The 17,040-nt window shown below is 42.1% G+C and carries 17 protein-coding genes and 2 pseudogenes; 6 read left to right on the top strand and 13 right to left on the bottom strand.

Going from position 1 to position 17,040, the window contains the following annotated elements:
• The first annotated feature begins 310 nt into the window (after nt 1-310).
• Entirely contained in the window at nt 311-1,309 is a 999-nt protein-coding gene (gene yumC, locus ACP7A0_RS09215; protein ID WP_034659862.1) for a ferredoxin--NADP reductase 2, read from the top strand.
• 46 nt (nt 1,310-1,355) lie between these two features.
• Here the strand turns inward: yumC and ACP7A0_RS09210 are convergent, their stop codons facing one another.
• On the bottom strand, nt 1,356-1,562 hold the full coding sequence (locus tag ACP7A0_RS09210) for a hypothetical protein (protein WP_012011136.1): 207 nt from the start codon (nt 1,560-1,562) through the stop codon (nt 1,356-1,358).
• A gap of 270 nt (nt 1,563-1,832) precedes the next feature.
• On the opposite strand from ACP7A0_RS09210, the gene ACP7A0_RS09205 reads away from it, so the two are divergent.
• The gene (locus tag ACP7A0_RS09205) at nt 1,833-2,600 is read left to right on the top strand and encodes a MerR family transcriptional regulator (RefSeq protein ID WP_375566265.1); all 768 of its coding nucleotides are present in this window, start codon (nt 1,833-1,835) and stop codon (nt 2,598-2,600) included.
• Nucleotides 2,584-3,479: pseudogene (locus ACP7A0_RS09200) on the top strand (DUF2268 domain-containing protein). The gene ACP7A0_RS09205 and the pseudogene ACP7A0_RS09200 overlap by 17 nt, the downstream one beginning before the upstream one ends.
• Before the next feature lie 152 nt (nt 3,480-3,631).
• Here ACP7A0_RS09200 and erpA read toward each other — a convergent pair.
• The 3 genes from erpA to ACP7A0_RS09185 all read right to left on the bottom strand — a co-directional run bounded on the left by erpA (nt 3,632) and on the right by ACP7A0_RS09185 (nt 5,429).
• A complete protein-coding gene (erpA, locus tag ACP7A0_RS09195; RefSeq protein WP_012011138.1) occupies nt 3,632-3,994 on the bottom strand; it encodes an iron-sulfur cluster insertion protein ErpA in 363 nt (120 codons plus the stop codon).
• Between the two features lie 73 nt (nt 3,995-4,067).
• Nucleotides 4,068-4,922, bottom strand: a complete 855-nt coding sequence (gene dapF, locus ACP7A0_RS09190; RefSeq protein ID WP_106039118.1) for a diaminopimelate epimerase — start codon at nt 4,920-4,922, stop codon at nt 4,068-4,070.
• 270 nt (nt 4,923-5,192) lie between these two features.
• The gene (locus tag ACP7A0_RS09185; RefSeq protein ID WP_003213414.1) at nt 5,193-5,429 is read right to left on the bottom strand and encodes a YuzB family protein; all 237 of its coding nucleotides are present in this window, start codon (nt 5,427-5,429) and stop codon (nt 5,193-5,195) included.
• A gap of 255 nt (nt 5,430-5,684) precedes the next feature.
• On the opposite strand from ACP7A0_RS09185, the gene ACP7A0_RS09180 reads away from it, so the two are divergent.
• Complete coding sequence (locus ACP7A0_RS09180) at nt 5,685-6,752, top strand: NAD(P)/FAD-dependent oxidoreductase (RefSeq protein ID WP_060597234.1); 1,068 nt, start codon at nt 5,685-5,687, stop codon at nt 6,750-6,752.
• 51 nt (nt 6,753-6,803) lie between these two features.
• On the opposite strand, the gene ACP7A0_RS09175 is transcribed toward ACP7A0_RS09180, so the two are convergent.
• Both ACP7A0_RS09175 and ACP7A0_RS09170 read right to left on the bottom strand, forming a co-directional pair.
• Complete coding sequence (locus ACP7A0_RS09175; RefSeq protein ID WP_106030449.1) at nt 6,804-7,034, bottom strand: hypothetical protein; 231 nt, start codon at nt 7,032-7,034, stop codon at nt 6,804-6,806.
• Between the two features lie 100 nt (nt 7,035-7,134).
• Entirely contained in the window at nt 7,135-7,464 is a 330-nt protein-coding gene (locus ACP7A0_RS09170) for a YuzD family protein (protein WP_375566269.1), read from the bottom strand.
• Nucleotides 7,465-7,585: 121 nt separating this feature from the next.
• Here ACP7A0_RS09170 and ACP7A0_RS09165 point away from each other — a divergent pair.
• Nucleotides 7,586-7,885, top strand: a pseudogene (locus tag ACP7A0_RS09165) (NifU family protein).
• 49 nt (nt 7,886-7,934) lie between these two features.
• Here ACP7A0_RS09165 and ACP7A0_RS09160 read toward each other — a convergent pair.
• From ACP7A0_RS09160 to yutH, 6 genes are all read right to left on the bottom strand, one after another.
• Nucleotides 7,935-9,905 carry a S9 family peptidase gene (locus ACP7A0_RS09160; protein WP_268496150.1) on the bottom strand — a complete coding sequence of 657 codons (1,971 nt, stop codon included), beginning with the start codon at nt 9,903-9,905 and terminating at the stop codon, nt 7,935-7,937.
• 102 nt (nt 9,906-10,007) lie between these two features.
• Complete coding sequence (gene thrB, locus ACP7A0_RS09155) at nt 10,008-10,940, bottom strand: homoserine kinase (RefSeq protein WP_375566271.1); 933 nt, start codon at nt 10,938-10,940, stop codon at nt 10,008-10,010.
• Complete coding sequence (thrC, locus tag ACP7A0_RS09150) at nt 10,937-11,998, bottom strand: threonine synthase (RefSeq protein ID WP_024423361.1); 1,062 nt, start codon at nt 11,996-11,998, stop codon at nt 10,937-10,939. The genes thrB and thrC overlap by 4 nt, the downstream gene beginning before the upstream one ends.
• Nucleotides 11,998-13,299, bottom strand: a complete 1,302-nt coding sequence (locus tag ACP7A0_RS09145) for a homoserine dehydrogenase (protein ID WP_060597237.1) — start codon at nt 13,297-13,299, stop codon at nt 11,998-12,000. Before ACP7A0_RS09145 ends, thrC begins: the two co-directional genes overlap by 1 nt.
• A gap of 208 nt (nt 13,300-13,507) precedes the next feature.
• Nucleotides 13,508-14,491, bottom strand: a complete 984-nt coding sequence (locus ACP7A0_RS09140) for a 2-hydroxyacid dehydrogenase (protein ID WP_426004895.1) — start codon at nt 14,489-14,491, stop codon at nt 13,508-13,510.
• A gap of 85 nt (nt 14,492-14,576) precedes the next feature.
• Nucleotides 14,577-15,605: a spore coat putative kinase YutH gene (gene yutH, locus ACP7A0_RS09135; RefSeq protein ID WP_275718461.1), complete on the bottom strand. Its 1,029-nt coding sequence runs from the start codon at nt 15,603-15,605 to the stop codon at nt 14,577-14,579.
• Nucleotides 15,606-15,720: 115 nt separating this feature from the next.
• Here yutH and ACP7A0_RS09130 point away from each other — a divergent pair, with 115 nt between their 5' ends.
• Nucleotides 15,721-16,221, top strand: a complete 501-nt coding sequence (locus ACP7A0_RS09130; RefSeq protein ID WP_060597240.1) for a phosphatidylglycerophosphatase A family protein — start codon at nt 15,721-15,723, stop codon at nt 16,219-16,221.
• Nucleotides 16,222-16,263: 42 nt separating this feature from the next.
• Here ACP7A0_RS09130 and ACP7A0_RS09125 read toward each other — a convergent pair whose 3' ends face one another.
• Nucleotides 16,264-17,037 (bottom strand): TIGR01457 family HAD-type hydrolase, encoded by a 774-nt coding sequence (locus ACP7A0_RS09125; protein ID WP_106039163.1) that lies wholly within the window; start codon nt 17,035-17,037, stop codon nt 16,264-16,266.
• Between the last annotated feature and the right edge of the window lie 3 nt (nt 17,038-17,040).

Here is a 17,040-nt window from a genome sequence, read left to right as displayed (position 1 = left end):
GAAATTTAAACAAAAAAATAAGTATGTGAAAATCTGAACTTTCACCTACATAAAACGAAAGCATTTGACCGTATCCGACAAAAATTCATAAAAAATTAATATTTAGTTCCCTTAACAATAATAGCGAGTTCTGCTCCTTTTTTCAAGGCTTTAAACTGAAAATCCTTATGATAAACGGTCTTTCTCGCTTTTTCCTCTTTTTCAAAGCTTCGGCATCAAAAAACGACAAGTTTTTCAAAACAAGTCAAACGACGATATGTGGTATGATATGATATAGTGATAACAATTTTCATTTGGGAGGATTAAAGGAATGCAAGAAGATTCTAAGGTATATGACATTACCGTTATCGGGGGCGGCCCAGTAGGATTGTTTACTGCGTTTTACGGTGGCATGAGACAGGCAAGTGTGAAAATCATTGAAAGCCTTCCTCAGCTCGGCGGTCAATTATCCGCTCTTTACCCTGAAAAATACATTTATGATGTGGCTGGTTTTCCAAAAATCCGCGCACAAGAATTAGTTGATAACTTAAAGGAACAAATGGATAAATTTGATCAAACCATTTGCTTAGAGCAAGCAGTTGAAACGGTTGAAAAGCAGGCAGATGGCATTTTTAAACTTGTGACAAATCAAGAGATTCATTATTCTAAAACGATCATCATCACAGCTGGTAACGGTGCATTCCAACCGAGAAAGCTTGAGCTAGGTGCAGCAGAATCATTTGAAGGAAGCAACCTGCATTACTTCATTAATGATTTGAACCAATTTGCCGGCAGACGTGTGGCCGTTCTTGGCGGCGGAGACTCTGCAGTGGACTGGGCTCTGATGCTTGAACCTATCGCAAAAGAAGTATCCATTATTCACCGCCGTGATAAATTCCGCGCCCATGAGCACAGTGTAGAAAACCTGCACAATTCGAAAGTCAATGTAGTGACGCCATTTGTCCCAACTGAGCTCATTGGTGAAGACCGCATTGAACAGATTGTGCTGGAGGAAGTCAAAGGCGACAAAAAACAAGTGCTTGATGTGGACGACGTGATCGTCAACTTCGGTTTTGTTTCCTCTCTTGGACCAATTAAGCAATGGGGTCTTGAAATCGAAAAGAACTCGATCGTCGTGAAATCCACAATGGAAACAAACATTGAAGGCTTCTATGCGGCAGGAGACATCTGTACGTATGAAGGAAAAGTCAAATTGATTGCAAGCGGATTTGGTGAAGCACCAACGGCTGTCAACAATGCGAAAGCCTACATGGACCCGAAAGCCCGTGTACAGCCTCTTCATTCCACAAGCTTATTTGAAAACAAATAAAAACGGATCAAAAAAAGGAGTTCCCACTACGGAACTCCTTTTTCGTTTATTTAAAAACCCCAATATAGGCATTCGCCATTCCAAGTACCATTGCAGCAAGCAGCACCACAACAATCCCTGCCACAACCAAAATCACCCGATCCTTCACACGTTCCTTTTTCGGAAGCGGCTTCTCAATCCCGCAAGCTGGACACGTTTTGGAACGATACGGAATCAGTTCATGACAGTTCCTGCAATTGATTTGTTCACTCAAACCTCAGCAACCTCTTTTCTACCTACAGTTTATGTTTGGTTATCATGATACTCTTTTTGGGTGGAAATAGCCAGTTGTGAGGGCAAGCTGTAACAAAATTGAGCGATTTACGCGTACATATCTCATGAACTCAATACTCAACTATTCCGAGAGAAAACCATCATCAAGTTGAAGCACAAATGAACAATCCTTGATTTAAAATTTTTAAATGATGATTGACCCTAACGTAACGTCATATTTTATAGTAGATATCAAGAGAGGTGAATTGAAATGAAAGTAAAGGAAGTCGCTGAATTGTTTGGTATTAGCATTCGTACACTTCATCATTACGATCAGATTGGTTTATTGATTCCGAAAAAAGTCACAGATAATCATTATCGACTCTATTCAGAAGAAAACCTTGAAACATTACAGCAGATATTATTTTTTAGAGAACTTGGATTTCCATTGAAGGAAATAAAAAAGATGATGCACAATCCTTCATTTGACAAGAAAGAAGCATTTATTTTACAAAGAAACATGTTACTAGAGAAACGAAATAAATTCGATAAAATGATCGGAAATATTGATAAGACGCTACAGCATTTGTTGGGGGAAACTCACTACACCTATAAAGAAAGGTTCGAGAATATGAATATGAAATTTAGTCAATATGGAGAAGAAGCTCGTCACCGTTGGGGAAATCAAACTGTTGATGAAGTCAGCTCAAAATTAAATAATTTGTCTAAAGATGAACAAATTGAATTATCTAATAGATGGAATAGCATATTTAATAAACTAGCCTCTCTTCGCAATCATTCCCCTAAATCCAAAGAGGTACAAATCGTAATCAAACAATGGTACAACTTTTTAAACGAAAACTTCAGTTATTACTCTCTTGATGCTTTTTACGGTTTAGGTCAACTCTATATTCAAGATGGACGTTTCACAAAGAATATAGATCGATATGGTGAAGGCTTGGCATCATTTGTGAGCGAAGCAATGAAAGTTTTTACCACTCTTTATAAAAGGGAGCATAACAATGAGGATGATAATTGAGGATACAATTGATCAATACGAAAGGTTATTTTCAACTCAACACAACAAAGAACATTTTTTCCGACACACCATGATGAAACCTTTTGAAAAGATGTGGAATATGATAAACGTTCCGCTAAAAGCTAAACAGCAAAATGGATATGATGTAATAATGGCAACCAAGATGCTTGGCTATCTTGATGTAACAGATACACAAACTGGACAACAGGCATTAAAGAGACTACAAGAAATTCAGGCTCTTCAAACAGCAGATATCACCTTAAACCATTGTATGGATTTCATAGAAAAGCACAACCTTCAAATAAATGCTGATGAGTTGAGATTCGGTCTATATCTAGGTGATCCGAAAAAGCTTGAACTGCAAAAAGGATATTGCGGTTTTGGAGGAATTCTGGATTTATTCAAATATCACTATATCCAACTGCATATAATATCCCAAGAATTCCTGCTCTCATTGCACATGAATTCCACCATAATATCCGTTTTTCATATTTTGAATGGGATTATGGAAACGTGACAGTTGGAGATTATTTAATTATAGAGGGTTTAGCTGAATCATTTGCAAAAGAGCTTTATGGTGAACATGTGTTAGGACCTTGGGTCACTTCTTTTGATAAAGAGGAATTAAACTATTCAAAAGAAGTGATAAAAGAGGCTTTACATACAAAAGGATTTGCTGAGGTCAGCAGTTATATGTTTGGTGATATCATTGCCAAAGAACAAGGCTTTCAACCAGTAGGATTATCACCCTTTGCTGGTTATGCAGTAGGTTATCAAGCTGTACAATCTTTCATGAGAATTAATAATGTAGGAATTGAAGAAGCGACCTTACTTGGTACAGATGAAATATTAAGAAATTGCGAACTTTTTTATACTTAAATACCCTTACAAAGAAGGACGGTGCTGAGTGATTTAAGTTATCTTCTCTTTTCACATCTTTAAACAACACAAAAAAACCTCCTCGAATCATAATCAATTTGAGGAGGTTTTAAATATCCAATATGGATTTACAAAATTAATTGATACTAACCTTAACACTCTTCCGGCGTACCGGTATTCGTCGCTGTTCTAAAAGAAGAACCGCATCCGCATGAAGCAATCGCGTTCGGATTGTCGATGGTGAAACCGCCGCCCATTAGTGATTGTTTGAAATCAATGATGGTGCCGTTCATGATATCAAGGCTTTCGGAGTCGACAAGGACCTGGATGCCTTGCTGTTCGAACTGCGTGTCTTTCTCTGAAACTTCATGGTCAAAGCCCATGCCGTATGAAAGACCGCTGCATCCGCCGCCTTTTACGCCCACTCGTAGGAACGCATTTTCTTCTTCATGTTCTTTCATCATATCTTTAATCTGCAGTGCAGCAGCTTCTGTAATGGTTACTGGTGTACTCATGATCATCCCTCCTTTTGACTGGATGTTTCTTTTCAATTATAAACGTGATGGTGCCTTTTCTCAAATAAATGGTTTACAGATAAAATGTGCCGTCACAAATCGTTTCAGCAGGCCCTGTCATGAGCACATGGTCGTTGTCTTTCCAGCGAATGATGAGATCTCCGCCTGCTAAGTGAACCGTCATGTCCGTTTCTTTTTTCGCCTGTCCATTCACAATCGTGGATACAGCCGCAGCGCAAGCTCCCGTTCCGCAGGCTTGAGTAATGCCAGACCCTCTTTCCCACACACGAAAATGCAGTTCTGTTTCACTGACAACTTCTACAAATTCTACATTGACGCCTTCTGGGAACATGTCGTGTTTTTCGATGATTGGCCCAAGTGTATCAAGCGGTGCTTTTTCAATGTCCTCTAAATAAAAAACGATGTGCGGGTTTCCCATTGAAACAGCCGTTCCATTTAAAGTCACAGTGCCAAAATCAAGTGCTTCATGAATCGTTGTGCTGGCCGGTTCACCAAGCATTGGCATCGCTTTTTTTTCAAAACGAGGTTTCCCCATATCTACTGTCACTAAATGAACGTGACCATCCTGCACGTGAACGGTAGCTTCAACGAGTCCTGACAATGTCTCAATCTGGAACGTTGTGTCTGTTACGATTTGATGCTCATACACATACTTTGCGACGCAGCGCAGACCGTTGCCGCAGTTTTTACCCTCTGATCCATCATTGTTGAAAATGCGCATTTTCACAGGTGCAACATCTGATGGGCAAATAAGGATCATTCCGTCTGAACCGATTCCTGTATAAACAGAAGAAACGCGGATCGCTATCTCTGATAGCTGCTCTTCTGGAAGCTGTTCCTTCATCTGATTGACGTATATATAATTATTTCCTAATCCGTGCATTTTCGTGAATTGAAATGATGTCATGAGCTTCCTCCAAAAATGTTGTTTCTTTATAGTATAAAAGGAGTCGATTCAGGAGACAATCTTATCATCCCCCGTTTTTCATACATAGAAGCTCTTTGCTGCCATGGCAAAGGGCTTTTATTATGCATATGCCTCTTTTTTTCTCGTGTGATGCTTCATTTTGATGATATTTTATTAGCATAACATATTGGATGCGCTTTCTATTAATTCTCCTTAAAAATGGAAGCTTAAAGTGTGAAAAAAATGCACCCCATGACCCATGTGGTGCATTTAAAACATCTCATTTTCCTCTATAAAAGCATAAATACGCTCGACTAGCTGCTCTGCATTTTCTCCTGAAACAAATTCTCCATTCACAAGTGCAAATGGGGAGTCCATACATTTGCCGCAATAGCTTAAACAGCCGTATTCCATAACGTCTAGGTTTGGGTCTTTATCAAGCTTCTCTTTTGCTTCTTGAGACCCTTGTGCAAGATTACTTACACAAAATTCGATCAGTGGGAACACTTTGCTTCACCTCACATTGCCTTACCATCCTACCGAAATTCCTTCTATTAGTCAAAACATGAGCTTCATCTGTATCGTTACGCCTATTCCTCGTAAAATGTTTTACTATTTAGGACTAACTAATGAATATGTAGGTTATTTTGAAACAATTATTGTGGTTTCACAGTAAATTCGATATAATTTTATTTGGTATTTTAACTTAAAGTTTTTTAGTATAAGTGTTTTTCAATGTCTACGGGGAAAAGGAGAATCGTCATGAAAAATTTAGTCTTGATCGGCGGAGGTTACGGGAATATGCGGGTTCTCCACCGCTTATTGCCAAATCAATTACCTGATGATGTTACTATCACATTAGTTGATCGAAATCCTTACCACTGTTTAAAAACAGAATATTATGCACTCGCTGCTGGAACAATCTCTGATCATCACATCCGAGTATCTTTTCCAGAGCATCCGAAGCTGGATATTCAATATGGGGAAGTAGAAAAAATTGATATTGAAAACAAACAGATCTTATTCAGCGACCGTGAACCCATTCCTTATGACGACACGGTGATTGGACTCGGCTGTGAGGACAAGTATCATAATGTCCCTGGTGCGAAAGAACATACATACAGTATTCAAACCATTGATCAGTCAAGACATACGTATAACAAATTAAACAATTTGGGTGCAGGTGCAACGGTTGGTATCGTCGGTGCTGGACTTAGCGGGGTAGAGCTAGCCAGTGAATTAAGAGAAAGCCGTGCTGATTTAAACATTATTCTTTTTGACCGCGGAGAGCTGATTCTATCAAGCTTCCCAAAAAGATTAAGTTTATATGTGCAAAAGTGGTTTGAAGAAAATGACGTAAAGATCATTAACTGTGCCAATATTACGAAGGTTGAAGAAGGTGTTGTTTACAACCATGATGACGCCATTGAAGCAGAGGTCATCGTATGGACAGCAGGCATTCAGCCAAGCAAAGTGGTACGGGAGATGGATGTTGAAAAAGACGCACAAGGCCGCGTCGTATTAACACCTCATCACAATCTCCCTGGAAATGAGCATGTCTATGTCGTGGGTGATTGCGCAAGCTTGCCGCATGCCCCAAGTGCACAGCTTGCCGAGGCGCAGGCAGAACAAATTGTCCAATCTCTGCAAAAACGCTGGAAAAACGAGCCGCTTCCTGAGGCTTATCCTCAGTTTAAGCTAAAAGGTGTCTTAGGATCTTTAGGGAAAAAAGCCGGCTTTGGCTTAGTAGCAGATCGTCCACTTATTGGCCGTGTACCAAGACTTCTAAAATCCGGACTCCTTTGGATGTACAAGCATCACAATGGCTAACATCATGTGAATTTTTTCTCAAAGCTCCTTCATGACGAGGGAGCTTTTTTTCTATGAAACGGCATGTGCCGATGAACGGGTCAATTTGATCGGAGCAAGGGCAAGGATGCTGTCTTTACGAAAAGTTCTCATCGTTTTCTTCGATAAACAATACGCTTGGATGAGCTGGTCTGTTTGACGGTGGACAATGATTTTACGCTTCGTGCACTCTCCGTTTTTCTTCATATAAATCATCTCAATTGGTATTTGCTGATGAAGAGATTGTTTCAGTAAATAATTCATGATGCTCACGCTCCTTTCATTTGATTATAATCGAACAAACGTTCTTTTTCAACCTAAAAAGGAACATTTGTTCTGTTTGTTTTCTCAAAAAAAGAACAGTTTATTCACTGCTCTCCGTGTAACCGTATTTCTCCATTTCTTGATAAATGTCTTTTAATTTTGGATTGCCCTCTCCAACAATTTGATTCTCCACTAAGACAAGCGGATAAAAGAATTCATCATCAAGAATTCGTTCAGACAATTCTTTTTGGCGTTCGTTTTCTGGCGGGTGCTCAATATCAATATATGTGATGCGAAACGGCTGATTCGGATATTTTCGTTTTAACGCTGCATCTAACCACTCAAATGTGTCTTTTGAAGAAGGCAGATTCACGCAGCTAGCGCACAGTACATCTCTTCCATATACATAAAGATCAACGGTTTGATTCATTTGGCAAGCCCCCTATTCTTTCTTTATTTTAGCTGAATTTTCTGTATGAAAAAAGTCAAAATCACTTTTTGTTTCAAGATGAGATTGTGCTATAATGAGAAGGAAACTTTGAAACCAATCAATAGATTTTTATCGTCCAGATGAATATAATGGTGATATGTTGTGAAAGGAGCGATTATATCTAATGACTGAAGTCGAAATGAAAGACCAAGTACAGGAAGTACTGGACAAACTTCGTCCATTTCTATTACGTGATGGTGGAGACTGTGAGCTTGTAGACATTGAAGATGGCATTGTGAAATTACGTCTTCTTGGTGCATGCGGCAGCTGCCCAAGTTCAACCATTACATTGAAAGCCGGTATTGAACGCGCATTATTAGAAGAAGTGCCTGGCGTTGTAGAAGTTGAACAGGTTTTCTAATTCATATATGACATGAAAACGACCCGAATTCGGGTCGTTTTTTTCATTATTAACTTAACTTCTCTCTAAACCAGTCCTTCATAAAGGTCAGTCTTTGAATACGCTGCCCCGGATGGCCGCTTCTGGATAAATCATGAGATGCCTTCGGGAATTTGACGAGCCTTGTGTCTTTCCCAAGCTCCTTCAGTGCTACAAAAAGCTGTTCTGCTTGATCAACTGGGCAGCGATAGTCTTCATCGCTGTGCAAGATGAGAAGTGGCGTCTTCACCTGCTTCACATACTTTAGCGGCGAACGATCCCATAGCTTATCGGCCGAATCATAAATATCCCCATCAATCTGCCATCTTGTGAAGTAATAACCAATGTCACTAATGCCATAAAAGCTAATCCAGTTTGAAATGGACCGCTGTGAGACGGCTGCGCGAAAGCGGTCGGTTTGCCCGACAATCCAGTTTGTCATAAAACCTCCATAGCTGCCGCCTGTTACTCCGAGCCTCGTTTCATCAAGGAAATCATAGGCTTTGAGCACATGATCAACAGTCTGCATGACATCCTTATAATCAACGCCACCATAGCTTCCTCTCACACGGTCGCTAAACATCTGTCCGTATCCATGACTGCCATGAGGATTGATATATACGATGGCATAGCCTTCAGCAGCGAGCATTTGAAATTCATGAAAATACGTATAACCATACATCGCATGCGGTCCACCATGAATCTCTAAAATGAGCGGATATTTCTTCCCGTCTTCCATTTGGGAAGGCTTCATAAACCAGCCATGCACCTCATCGCCTTCTTTTGACTGAAACGAAAATGGCTCTGGTACCGATAGGACATGCTCCTTAAGAAAGGTGTCATGCTCGAACGTGATTTGCTTTAGATCCGCCTCCCCTAATGTCAGCTCATACAGCTCACTTGGTGAAACGTGCGTAAGCCGGCTGAGCAGCAATTTGGATTCATCTGGATGAAGGCTGAAGTTTGTGATATGTTCTGCCTCTAATCGAACTGGATAGGCTAAGCCTTCAACGGAGAAATAATAAATCCCTGTACTGCCTTGATCAGAAACAAGCGCATAAAATCCCAGGCTATCCTTTGTCCACTGCGGAAGCTGATTGGCTTCGCCCATGACGCTATCTCCTGCCATACAGTTGCCCACATACATATCAAGCATTTCTGACAGCTGAACTACTTTTTCTACCTTCAGATCATACAGCCATAATGCTGGGAAGGTAGCATTTTGAAATTCGCGCTCATGTCCGATATACACGAGGCTCTCTCCATTTGGAGAAAAAGACACGGTGGAATAAGCGCCAGCTGATTGTGTGATTTTCTTTGTCGTACTGTCCTCTAATGACAGGAGGCACACGTCACTTATGTAAGGTATCTGAGGATTTGATTGAATATAGGCAAGCCATTTCCCGCACGGAGAGACCGTGTGACTCACATGATGATGATGCCCGCTCGTGACAGCCTCTACCTCTCCTGAGTGGGTATCCACTTGAATGATCTGCGTGAAACGCCCATCTAAATAACCTCTGCCATCTGCTTTATAGGTCAAATCATCATATACCGCAGGAGCGAAATCATCTCGCTCTTCCTTTTTTTCATCATGAACAGATTCTGATTGTTTCAGTGACACAGCCGCATAAATGAAAGCTCCATCTGGTGAAAAGACAGGATGAGATACCCCGTATGGAATCGCCGTTAAGGTGCGCACACCGCCTCCCTGACTCTGAATCAGTGCCAGCTGAGGAACTTCCTTTGGCTTTTGCAAAATAAAAGCAAGCTGCCTGCTGTCTTTTGACCACACTGGCTGATGATGCTTTCCATCCTCAAATGTCCATTGTGACAGCTCCTCTGTCTCTTCATCTCGAACCCATAAATGGATGTTGTAATCATCTTTTTTCTCATTCACCGTGACTTTTGTAAAAACCGCCTTTTTTCCATCTGGTGAATAAACCGGATGAGAAACAGAAACAATCTTCGTTAAATCTTCTGCCGTCATCAATTTCTTCATGAATGTATCTCCCCCTTTTACGCATAAAAAATAGTTCGATCCTCTAAATAATAATCCCTGCTTCTTCCTATAAAAACAAAGATAAAAAAAGAACGTGCAGATTTACAGCACGTTCTTTACTTGATTGACTGGATCATGCTCCACGACAACACCTGCTACCGGTACCGTCAGCAAATCTACTTCGCAATGCGGGAAGTTTTGGGCAAGCTGCTTTTTCAGCGCTTCTCCCTTCCCTTTTTCAACTAAGGTTAAGATTGTCGGTCCAGCACCGCTTAATGCCGTTCCATACGCTCCTTTTAGCGAAGCGACATGCTCTACCTTCGACAGCTCTGGGACGAGCATTGTGCGGTAAGGCTGATGAAATAAATCCTTATTCATCATTTCTCCAACAAGCGGCCAGTTCTGCGTCATTAATGCAGCAACAAGCACGTTGCTCACAGCACTCGCACTGACGGCATGTTTATAGGAAAGATCCTCTGGCAAGACATCACGGGCATCCTTTGTCAGCACTTCATAAAAAGGAATCACGACGACAACATCTATATCCACATGCTGCACTTTGACGGCATGTGTCTTGTCTTCTTCATGAAGACCAATCAGTAAACCACCGAATAATGAGGCACCCGCATTATCTGGATGACCTTCTACCTCACTTGCAAAAAAGAGCTTTTGATCATCCGGCATATTTAATTTGAGAAGCTGATTGGCCAGCTCAATGGCTGCCACAATTGCAGCAGCACTGCTGCCCAGCCCCCGTGCCAATGGAATATCACTCCACACTTTGACATAAACAGGCGGGAGTGTTTTTCCAAAGTGATCTGCGACCTTTTTGGCTGTTTGATAAATTAGGTTGTCGGTGCCTGGTGGAATCCCGGACACGACATCTGTTTCTGCTTCAAACAGCCAGCTATCATGGTCATAGACCGATAGCTTTAAATAGCGGCTGAGCGCCATTCCAACTGAATCAAAGCCTGGTCCTAAATTGGCAGTGCTTCCCGGTACTGTGATTGAAAAAAGCATGGAGGCTTCACTCATACGCGCGCGGCCTTTTCTAAGTGTTCAAGAATTTGATCTTCATCTGCATCGAGTGTGACCGGCTTGATTTGTGAAATATCAATGGCCGTATTCGGATCTTTCAATCCGTTGCCTGTTAATACCGCAACTACTTTACTGCCTGGCTTGATTTCTCCGGATTTCACCTGCTTTAGCACACCTGCGATAGAAGCACAAGAGCCCGGCTCTGCAAACACGCCTTCTTCACGTGCAATCAATTGATACGCATGAAGGATTTCCTCGTCTGTCACTTCATCAATCTTTCCGTTTGATTCATCTGCCGCCGCCACAGCTTGTTTCCAGCTCGCTGGATTTCCGATACGGATGGCAGTTGCCACTGTTTCTGGCTGTTCAATCACTTCATTTCGTACGATTGCTGCTGCACCTTCTGCTTCAAAGCCGCGCATGACTGGCAGTCCAGTTCCTTTTTTCTCATGGTATTCCTTGAAGCCTTTCCAGTAGGCGGTAATGTTCCCTGCATTTCCAACAGGAATCGCCAGTACGTCCGGGGCTGAGCCTAGCTGCTCACAGATTTCAAATGCCGCAGTTTTTTGTCCTTCAATTCGGTACGGATTGACAGAGTTAACAAGAGCAATCGGCGCTTTTTCACAGATGCTGCGGACGATTTTCAGCGCATCATCAAAGTTGCCGTCAATCGCAATGATCTCTGCTCCGTACATCACAGCCTGTGCAAGCTTCCCGAAGGCAATTTTCCCGTCTGGAATGATGACGATACATTTCATATCAGCACGGGCTGCATAAGCCGCTGCCGCTGCAGAGGTATTCCCTGTCGAAGCACACATGATCGTATCATTGCCTTCTTCTTTTGCCTTTGCAACAGCCATGACCATTCCACGATCCTTGAAAGAGCCAGTTGGATTGACGCCTTCTGTTTTCACATGAAGCTCAATCCCCAGCTTTTCCGAAAGTTTGGCAAGGTGGATCAGCGGTGTATTCCCTTCATTTAATGTTAGTTTTGGTGTTGATTCGTTTACTGGTAAGAATTCTTGGAATTCCTCAATAAGTCCATTCCACTTCATCAGCTTAAACCGTTCCCTTCTACTCGGTACGTGCTCTTCACTTGAAGCACCACGTCGAGATCGTTTAATTTTTGCAGAATATTTGAGAAATCTTCTTCTGAGGTCCGGTGTGTAATAATCACAATTTCAGCCAGCTCATCATGCCCTTTCACAGGAAGCTGAAGGATCTTTTCAAAGCTGATGCCTCTTTCAGAAAAAATAGATGTAATGCGGGAAAATGCCCCGACTTGATCTCTAACATGAATTCTTAAGAATTGCTGAGCAAATACTTCCGATGGAGATTTGATCTTTTTCTCAAACTGCGGTGCGATAAATCCGCTTCCGTTCACGCCAAGGCGCATGTTTTTCATCACTGCGACTAAGTCTGATACAACAGCTGTTGCCGTTGGGAGACTTCCTGCTCCAGGGCCGTAAAACATCGTTTCTCCTACAGCACTTCCATAGACATACACCGCATTGAATTCATTGTTGACCGATGATAGCGGATGATGATCAGGGAGTAAAGTTGGCTGGACACTGACTTCTACTTTCTCTCCGTCCCGCTGGGCAATTCCGATCAGCTTCATTGTGTAGCCAAATCGTTTACTGAAATTAATGTCTTCATCAGAAACGTCAGAGATGCCTCTGACCTTCACATCCTCTAATTCCACATTCATGGAAAAGCCGAGTCTTGCAAGAATCGCCATTTTCCTTGCTGCATCAAGTCCTTCTACATCAGCTGTCGGGTCTGCTTCTGCAAAGCCAAGATCCTGCGCTTCTTTTAAGACATCTTCATATGCGCTTTTATCGACGTTCATTTTCGTTAAAATAAAATTCGTTGTACCGTTCACAATCCCCATCATCTTCGTAATTCGGTCAGAGGCCAATCCTTCCTCCAGCGTACGCAGAATCGGAATTCCTCCGGCGACACTTGCTTCATAATAAAGATCACAGCCATTTTCTTTCGCAACATGTAAAAGCTCTGTTCCGTAAAGCGCCATTAAATCTTTATTGGCTGTAATGACATGCTTCTTCTCATTTAACGCATCTATTAAATATTGTTTTGTCTCTTCAATGCCGCCCATCACTTCAATAATGACGTCGACCTCTGGATCTCTAATCACATCGTATACTTCAGTTGTGAAGACCTCTCTTGCCACATCCACATCTCTCTTTTTATCGGGATTGCTCACAAGCACTTTTTGTATTAATACCGGACAGCCGATCTGGTGCATTAATTTATCCTGGTGATCTTGGATAATCTTGACGACACCGCTCCCCACTGTTCCTAATCCTAATAGTCCAACTCGAATTGCCTTCACCTGAAATTCCACCTTTCTCCGTCAATGTCCTCTCTAAAAAGACATTTGTTAACCTAACACAGACATTCAATGTACACACATTATAAAGGGGTATCCTCATTTTGACAAGGTAATAAAATAAGAGATTGTCAGAATGAAACCGCTTAACAGCTATTTATATCAAGATTCTATATTTTCAAAATATTTTTGTCAGAAAAGCTCCCGAAACTCAGGGAGCCTTATATGATGAACGAACCGGCGTTTTGGCTTGCTGACCTTGTAAGACAAGCGCAATATTTTCAGCACACAAACGCATCATCGTTTTTCTCGTTTCGACACTTGCACTTCCAATATGAGGGAGAACCGTGACGTTAGGTAATGTTGCTAACGGATGAGACGGGCTGATAGGCTCCTGTCTAAATACATCCAGACCGGCTCCGGCAATTTTTCCTGTCGTGACCGCCTCATATAAAGCATCCTCACCTACAGTCTGTCCTCTTGATACGTTAATAAAATAAGCAGAGTTTTTCATCTGATCAAATGCCTTTTCATTAAACATGTCTTTCGTCTCCGGGGTTAACGGCGTCAGGCAGACGATGAAATCAGACTGCGTGAGCAGTTCCTCAAATGGCGCATAAGTCACGCCGAGCTGCGCTTCTGCCTCTGGCTTTCTTGACCGGTTATGGTACAGCACCTTCATGTCAAAGCCTGCTGCCCGCTTGGCAAGCGCTGTTCCGATACTTCCCATGCCAACAATTCCAAGGGTTTTGTGATGAATATCAGCGCCGGCAAGAAGAAGAGGCCCCCAGCCTGTCCAATTTCCTTCCTTAATCCAATCACTCGCCTCGACAATCCGTCTAGCTGACGCCATCAGAAGGGCAAAGGCTAAATCAGCCGTGGATTCTGTTAATACATCCGGTGTATGACAAATAGTGATATTGCGCTTTTCAGCGGCCTCAAGATCAATATTGTCATAGCCAACAGCAAGGTTTGCGATCACCTTAACATTTGGAGTTTTTGATAAAAGGGCTTCATCTACTTGATCTGACAGCATGGTGAGAAGCGCATCCGCTTTAGCTGCTTGTTTTTCTAATTCTTCTCTTGGACATGGCTCATCCTCGCTCGGCCACATCTCAATATGAGCGACTTCTTTTAATGGTGTAAGTGATGCTTCATCCAGCTTTCTTGTGATATAGACATATGGTTTCGTCAAGAAGAACACTCCTTTGATTGATTTCTTTAAGCATAACGAAAAACGCCTCAAGAGAAAAGAGACGTTTCATCTGTTCACTGAAACTTCAAATCCCTGGACCTGTGATCCAGCCAACTGACGGTATCGGGCTCTCGCCGCTTCGCATGGCACTCATTTCTTGAAAGACCTTCAGAAAGTATTCATAGCGATTGGCATCATTTAGGACGTAATCTAACCGCTCTTCATAATATGATTTTTCATTTTCTCCTGACATGTAGTAGCCTTCCACAATTTCAAAATAATGAAGCGGGAACAACAAGCGACTGTATAACAAACGCTTAGAAAAGGAAGAAAGAGGTGTCACCTGTTCATATTGCTGAAGAAAGGAGAAGCCTTCTTCAATTAAATCTTCCTTATGCTGGACAAAGGTTTCTCTTAAGTATTCGGCAATATCCCGGGTTGGATGATCAAAGACCCAATCTACAGGTAAACGAAGCGGCTGCTCATGCGGCCAAGTCCTCCGCGAAAAACGCTGGTGGCAGACAGTGCCTGAGTCACATTCCCTCGGTTCATCATCAAGCTCAGTATCCACTAAATATTGAATGGCATTTTCCGTTAATCCAAGATAATACGGAAAGGATTCGATGAATTTTTTTTCAAACTGTTCCAGTGGTTTTTGGTGCATTTGCTGCATCCAAAAGCCTTCAAGCTGATCTAACCGTTTTGCCCACAATTCCTTCCAGGCTCCCACACGTTTTGTTTCAGATACCTCATATGGAAATCCTCTTCCCCTGACATGAAAGGCCGCCAGCTCTGATGCCTGCTGAAACGATCTGCTTGAGATCGGCGGTGCTGCCTTTAATAAAGCATACAGCTCCTTTCCATGAGTAAAGGTGGGCTTCTCTTCATTTGTTAATTCAAATACAGCGACGTATGGGTCTCCGGCATTCAGTAAATACTGACTGATATGATACAGCTCTGTGAGTTCTTCTTCTCGCAAATGAGACACAGGAACAATGATGAAGAGAGTCTCCGACGTTTGAAAGCTCTGATAACTGCCATATGGCATAAATTGACGCACATCAATACCAAATGTGTGATAAATGGTTTCTTTCATGTTTTCACCTGCGTTCATATGATCGATCTCTTATCATATCGTAGTCGCAGGTTGAGGGATTTATGAATACTATTTACTATCCGAAGCTTTTTACACGTTGTGGACCAAATTACGAGGATTGGGTGAGGAATATATGCCGCATCATCATGAGATGAACGAAGTAGAAAAAACAGCAAGACGCCGTTTACAAGAACGAGGCGTATCCATTCAAGATATAGCAGACCTTGTCTACTTTTTACAGGAAAAATATCATCCTGGCTTAGACATGACAGAATGCATCCACAATGTGGAGCGTGTCATCGCAAAACGAGAAGTCCAAAATGCGATATTAACAGGCGTCGAACTAGACGTACTAGCCGAGCAAAAAAAGCTAACCGAGCCGCTTCAGTCCATTTTAGAAACAGACGAAAGCCTGTATGGTGTTGATGAAATTCTATCCTTTGCTATCGTCAATATTTATGGTTCGATCGGCTTTACGAATTACGGATATATCGATAAAGAAAAACCAGGGATTCTCGGGAAACTCAATGATAAATCCACAGGCGAGTGCCACACCTTTTTAGATGACATTGTCGGCGCCATTGCTGCTGCAGCATCAAGCAGGCTTGCACATAGTACGAGAAATGCGGAATAAAGCAAAAAAGAGGACGCGCGCGTAACGCTTGTCCTCTTTTTTTTATGATAATCGCTCAATCCACTCGGATAATGAATCAATGACATAGGTTGGCTGTTTGTCATACTTCTGAAGCAGCTCTTTTGTTGTCACGCCTGTATGAACGAGTAATGTGTCCATTCCTGCATTCATCCCTGCCATAATATCCGTATCATAGTTATCACCCACCATAAGCGTCTCAGACAGATCGGTCCCGAGCACCCTCATCGCTTGTTCCATGATGATGGATTCTGGCTTCCCGATAAACGTTGGCTGGACCGTAGTGGTGACGGTCAACACAGATGTTAATGAGCCGTTCCCTGGCAGAAGCCCTCTTTCTGTTGGAATGGCGATGTCTCCATTTGTTGAGACAAATTGTGCGCCTTGACGGATGGCAATCGCACCTACTGCGAATTTTTCATATGTAATGTCTCGGTCAATTCCAACAACAACGAAATCAGCGTCTTCCTGACCGAACATTAGCCCTTTTTCTTCAATGGCCTGCTTGATTCCTTCTTCACCGATGACGTAAACAGACGCGTCTTTCTTTTGTTCGGCAATATAATTGGCCGTCGCCATACTTGTTGTAAAGACTTGTTCTTCTGTTGCTGGGATATCGAATGAAACAAGTTTTTCCGCTACCTGCTTTGGCGTGCGTGACGAGTTATTCGTGACAAACAAGTAAGGAATGTTCAATTCATTTAACTTTTGAACAAATTGACCTGCTTCTTCGATCTTTTCTGTTCCTTTATACATTGTTCCGTCTAAATCAATTAAGTAGCCTTTGTATTTCATGATGCT

The sequence above is a fragment of the Bacillus sp. DWP3-1 genome, assembly GCF_049896565.1.
Classification (GTDB): domain Bacteria; phylum Bacillota; class Bacilli; order Bacillales; family Bacillaceae; genus Bacillus.
The sequence above is the reverse complement of the archived record's forward strand: the minus strand, read 5'-3'. Positions and strand labels throughout refer to the sequence as shown.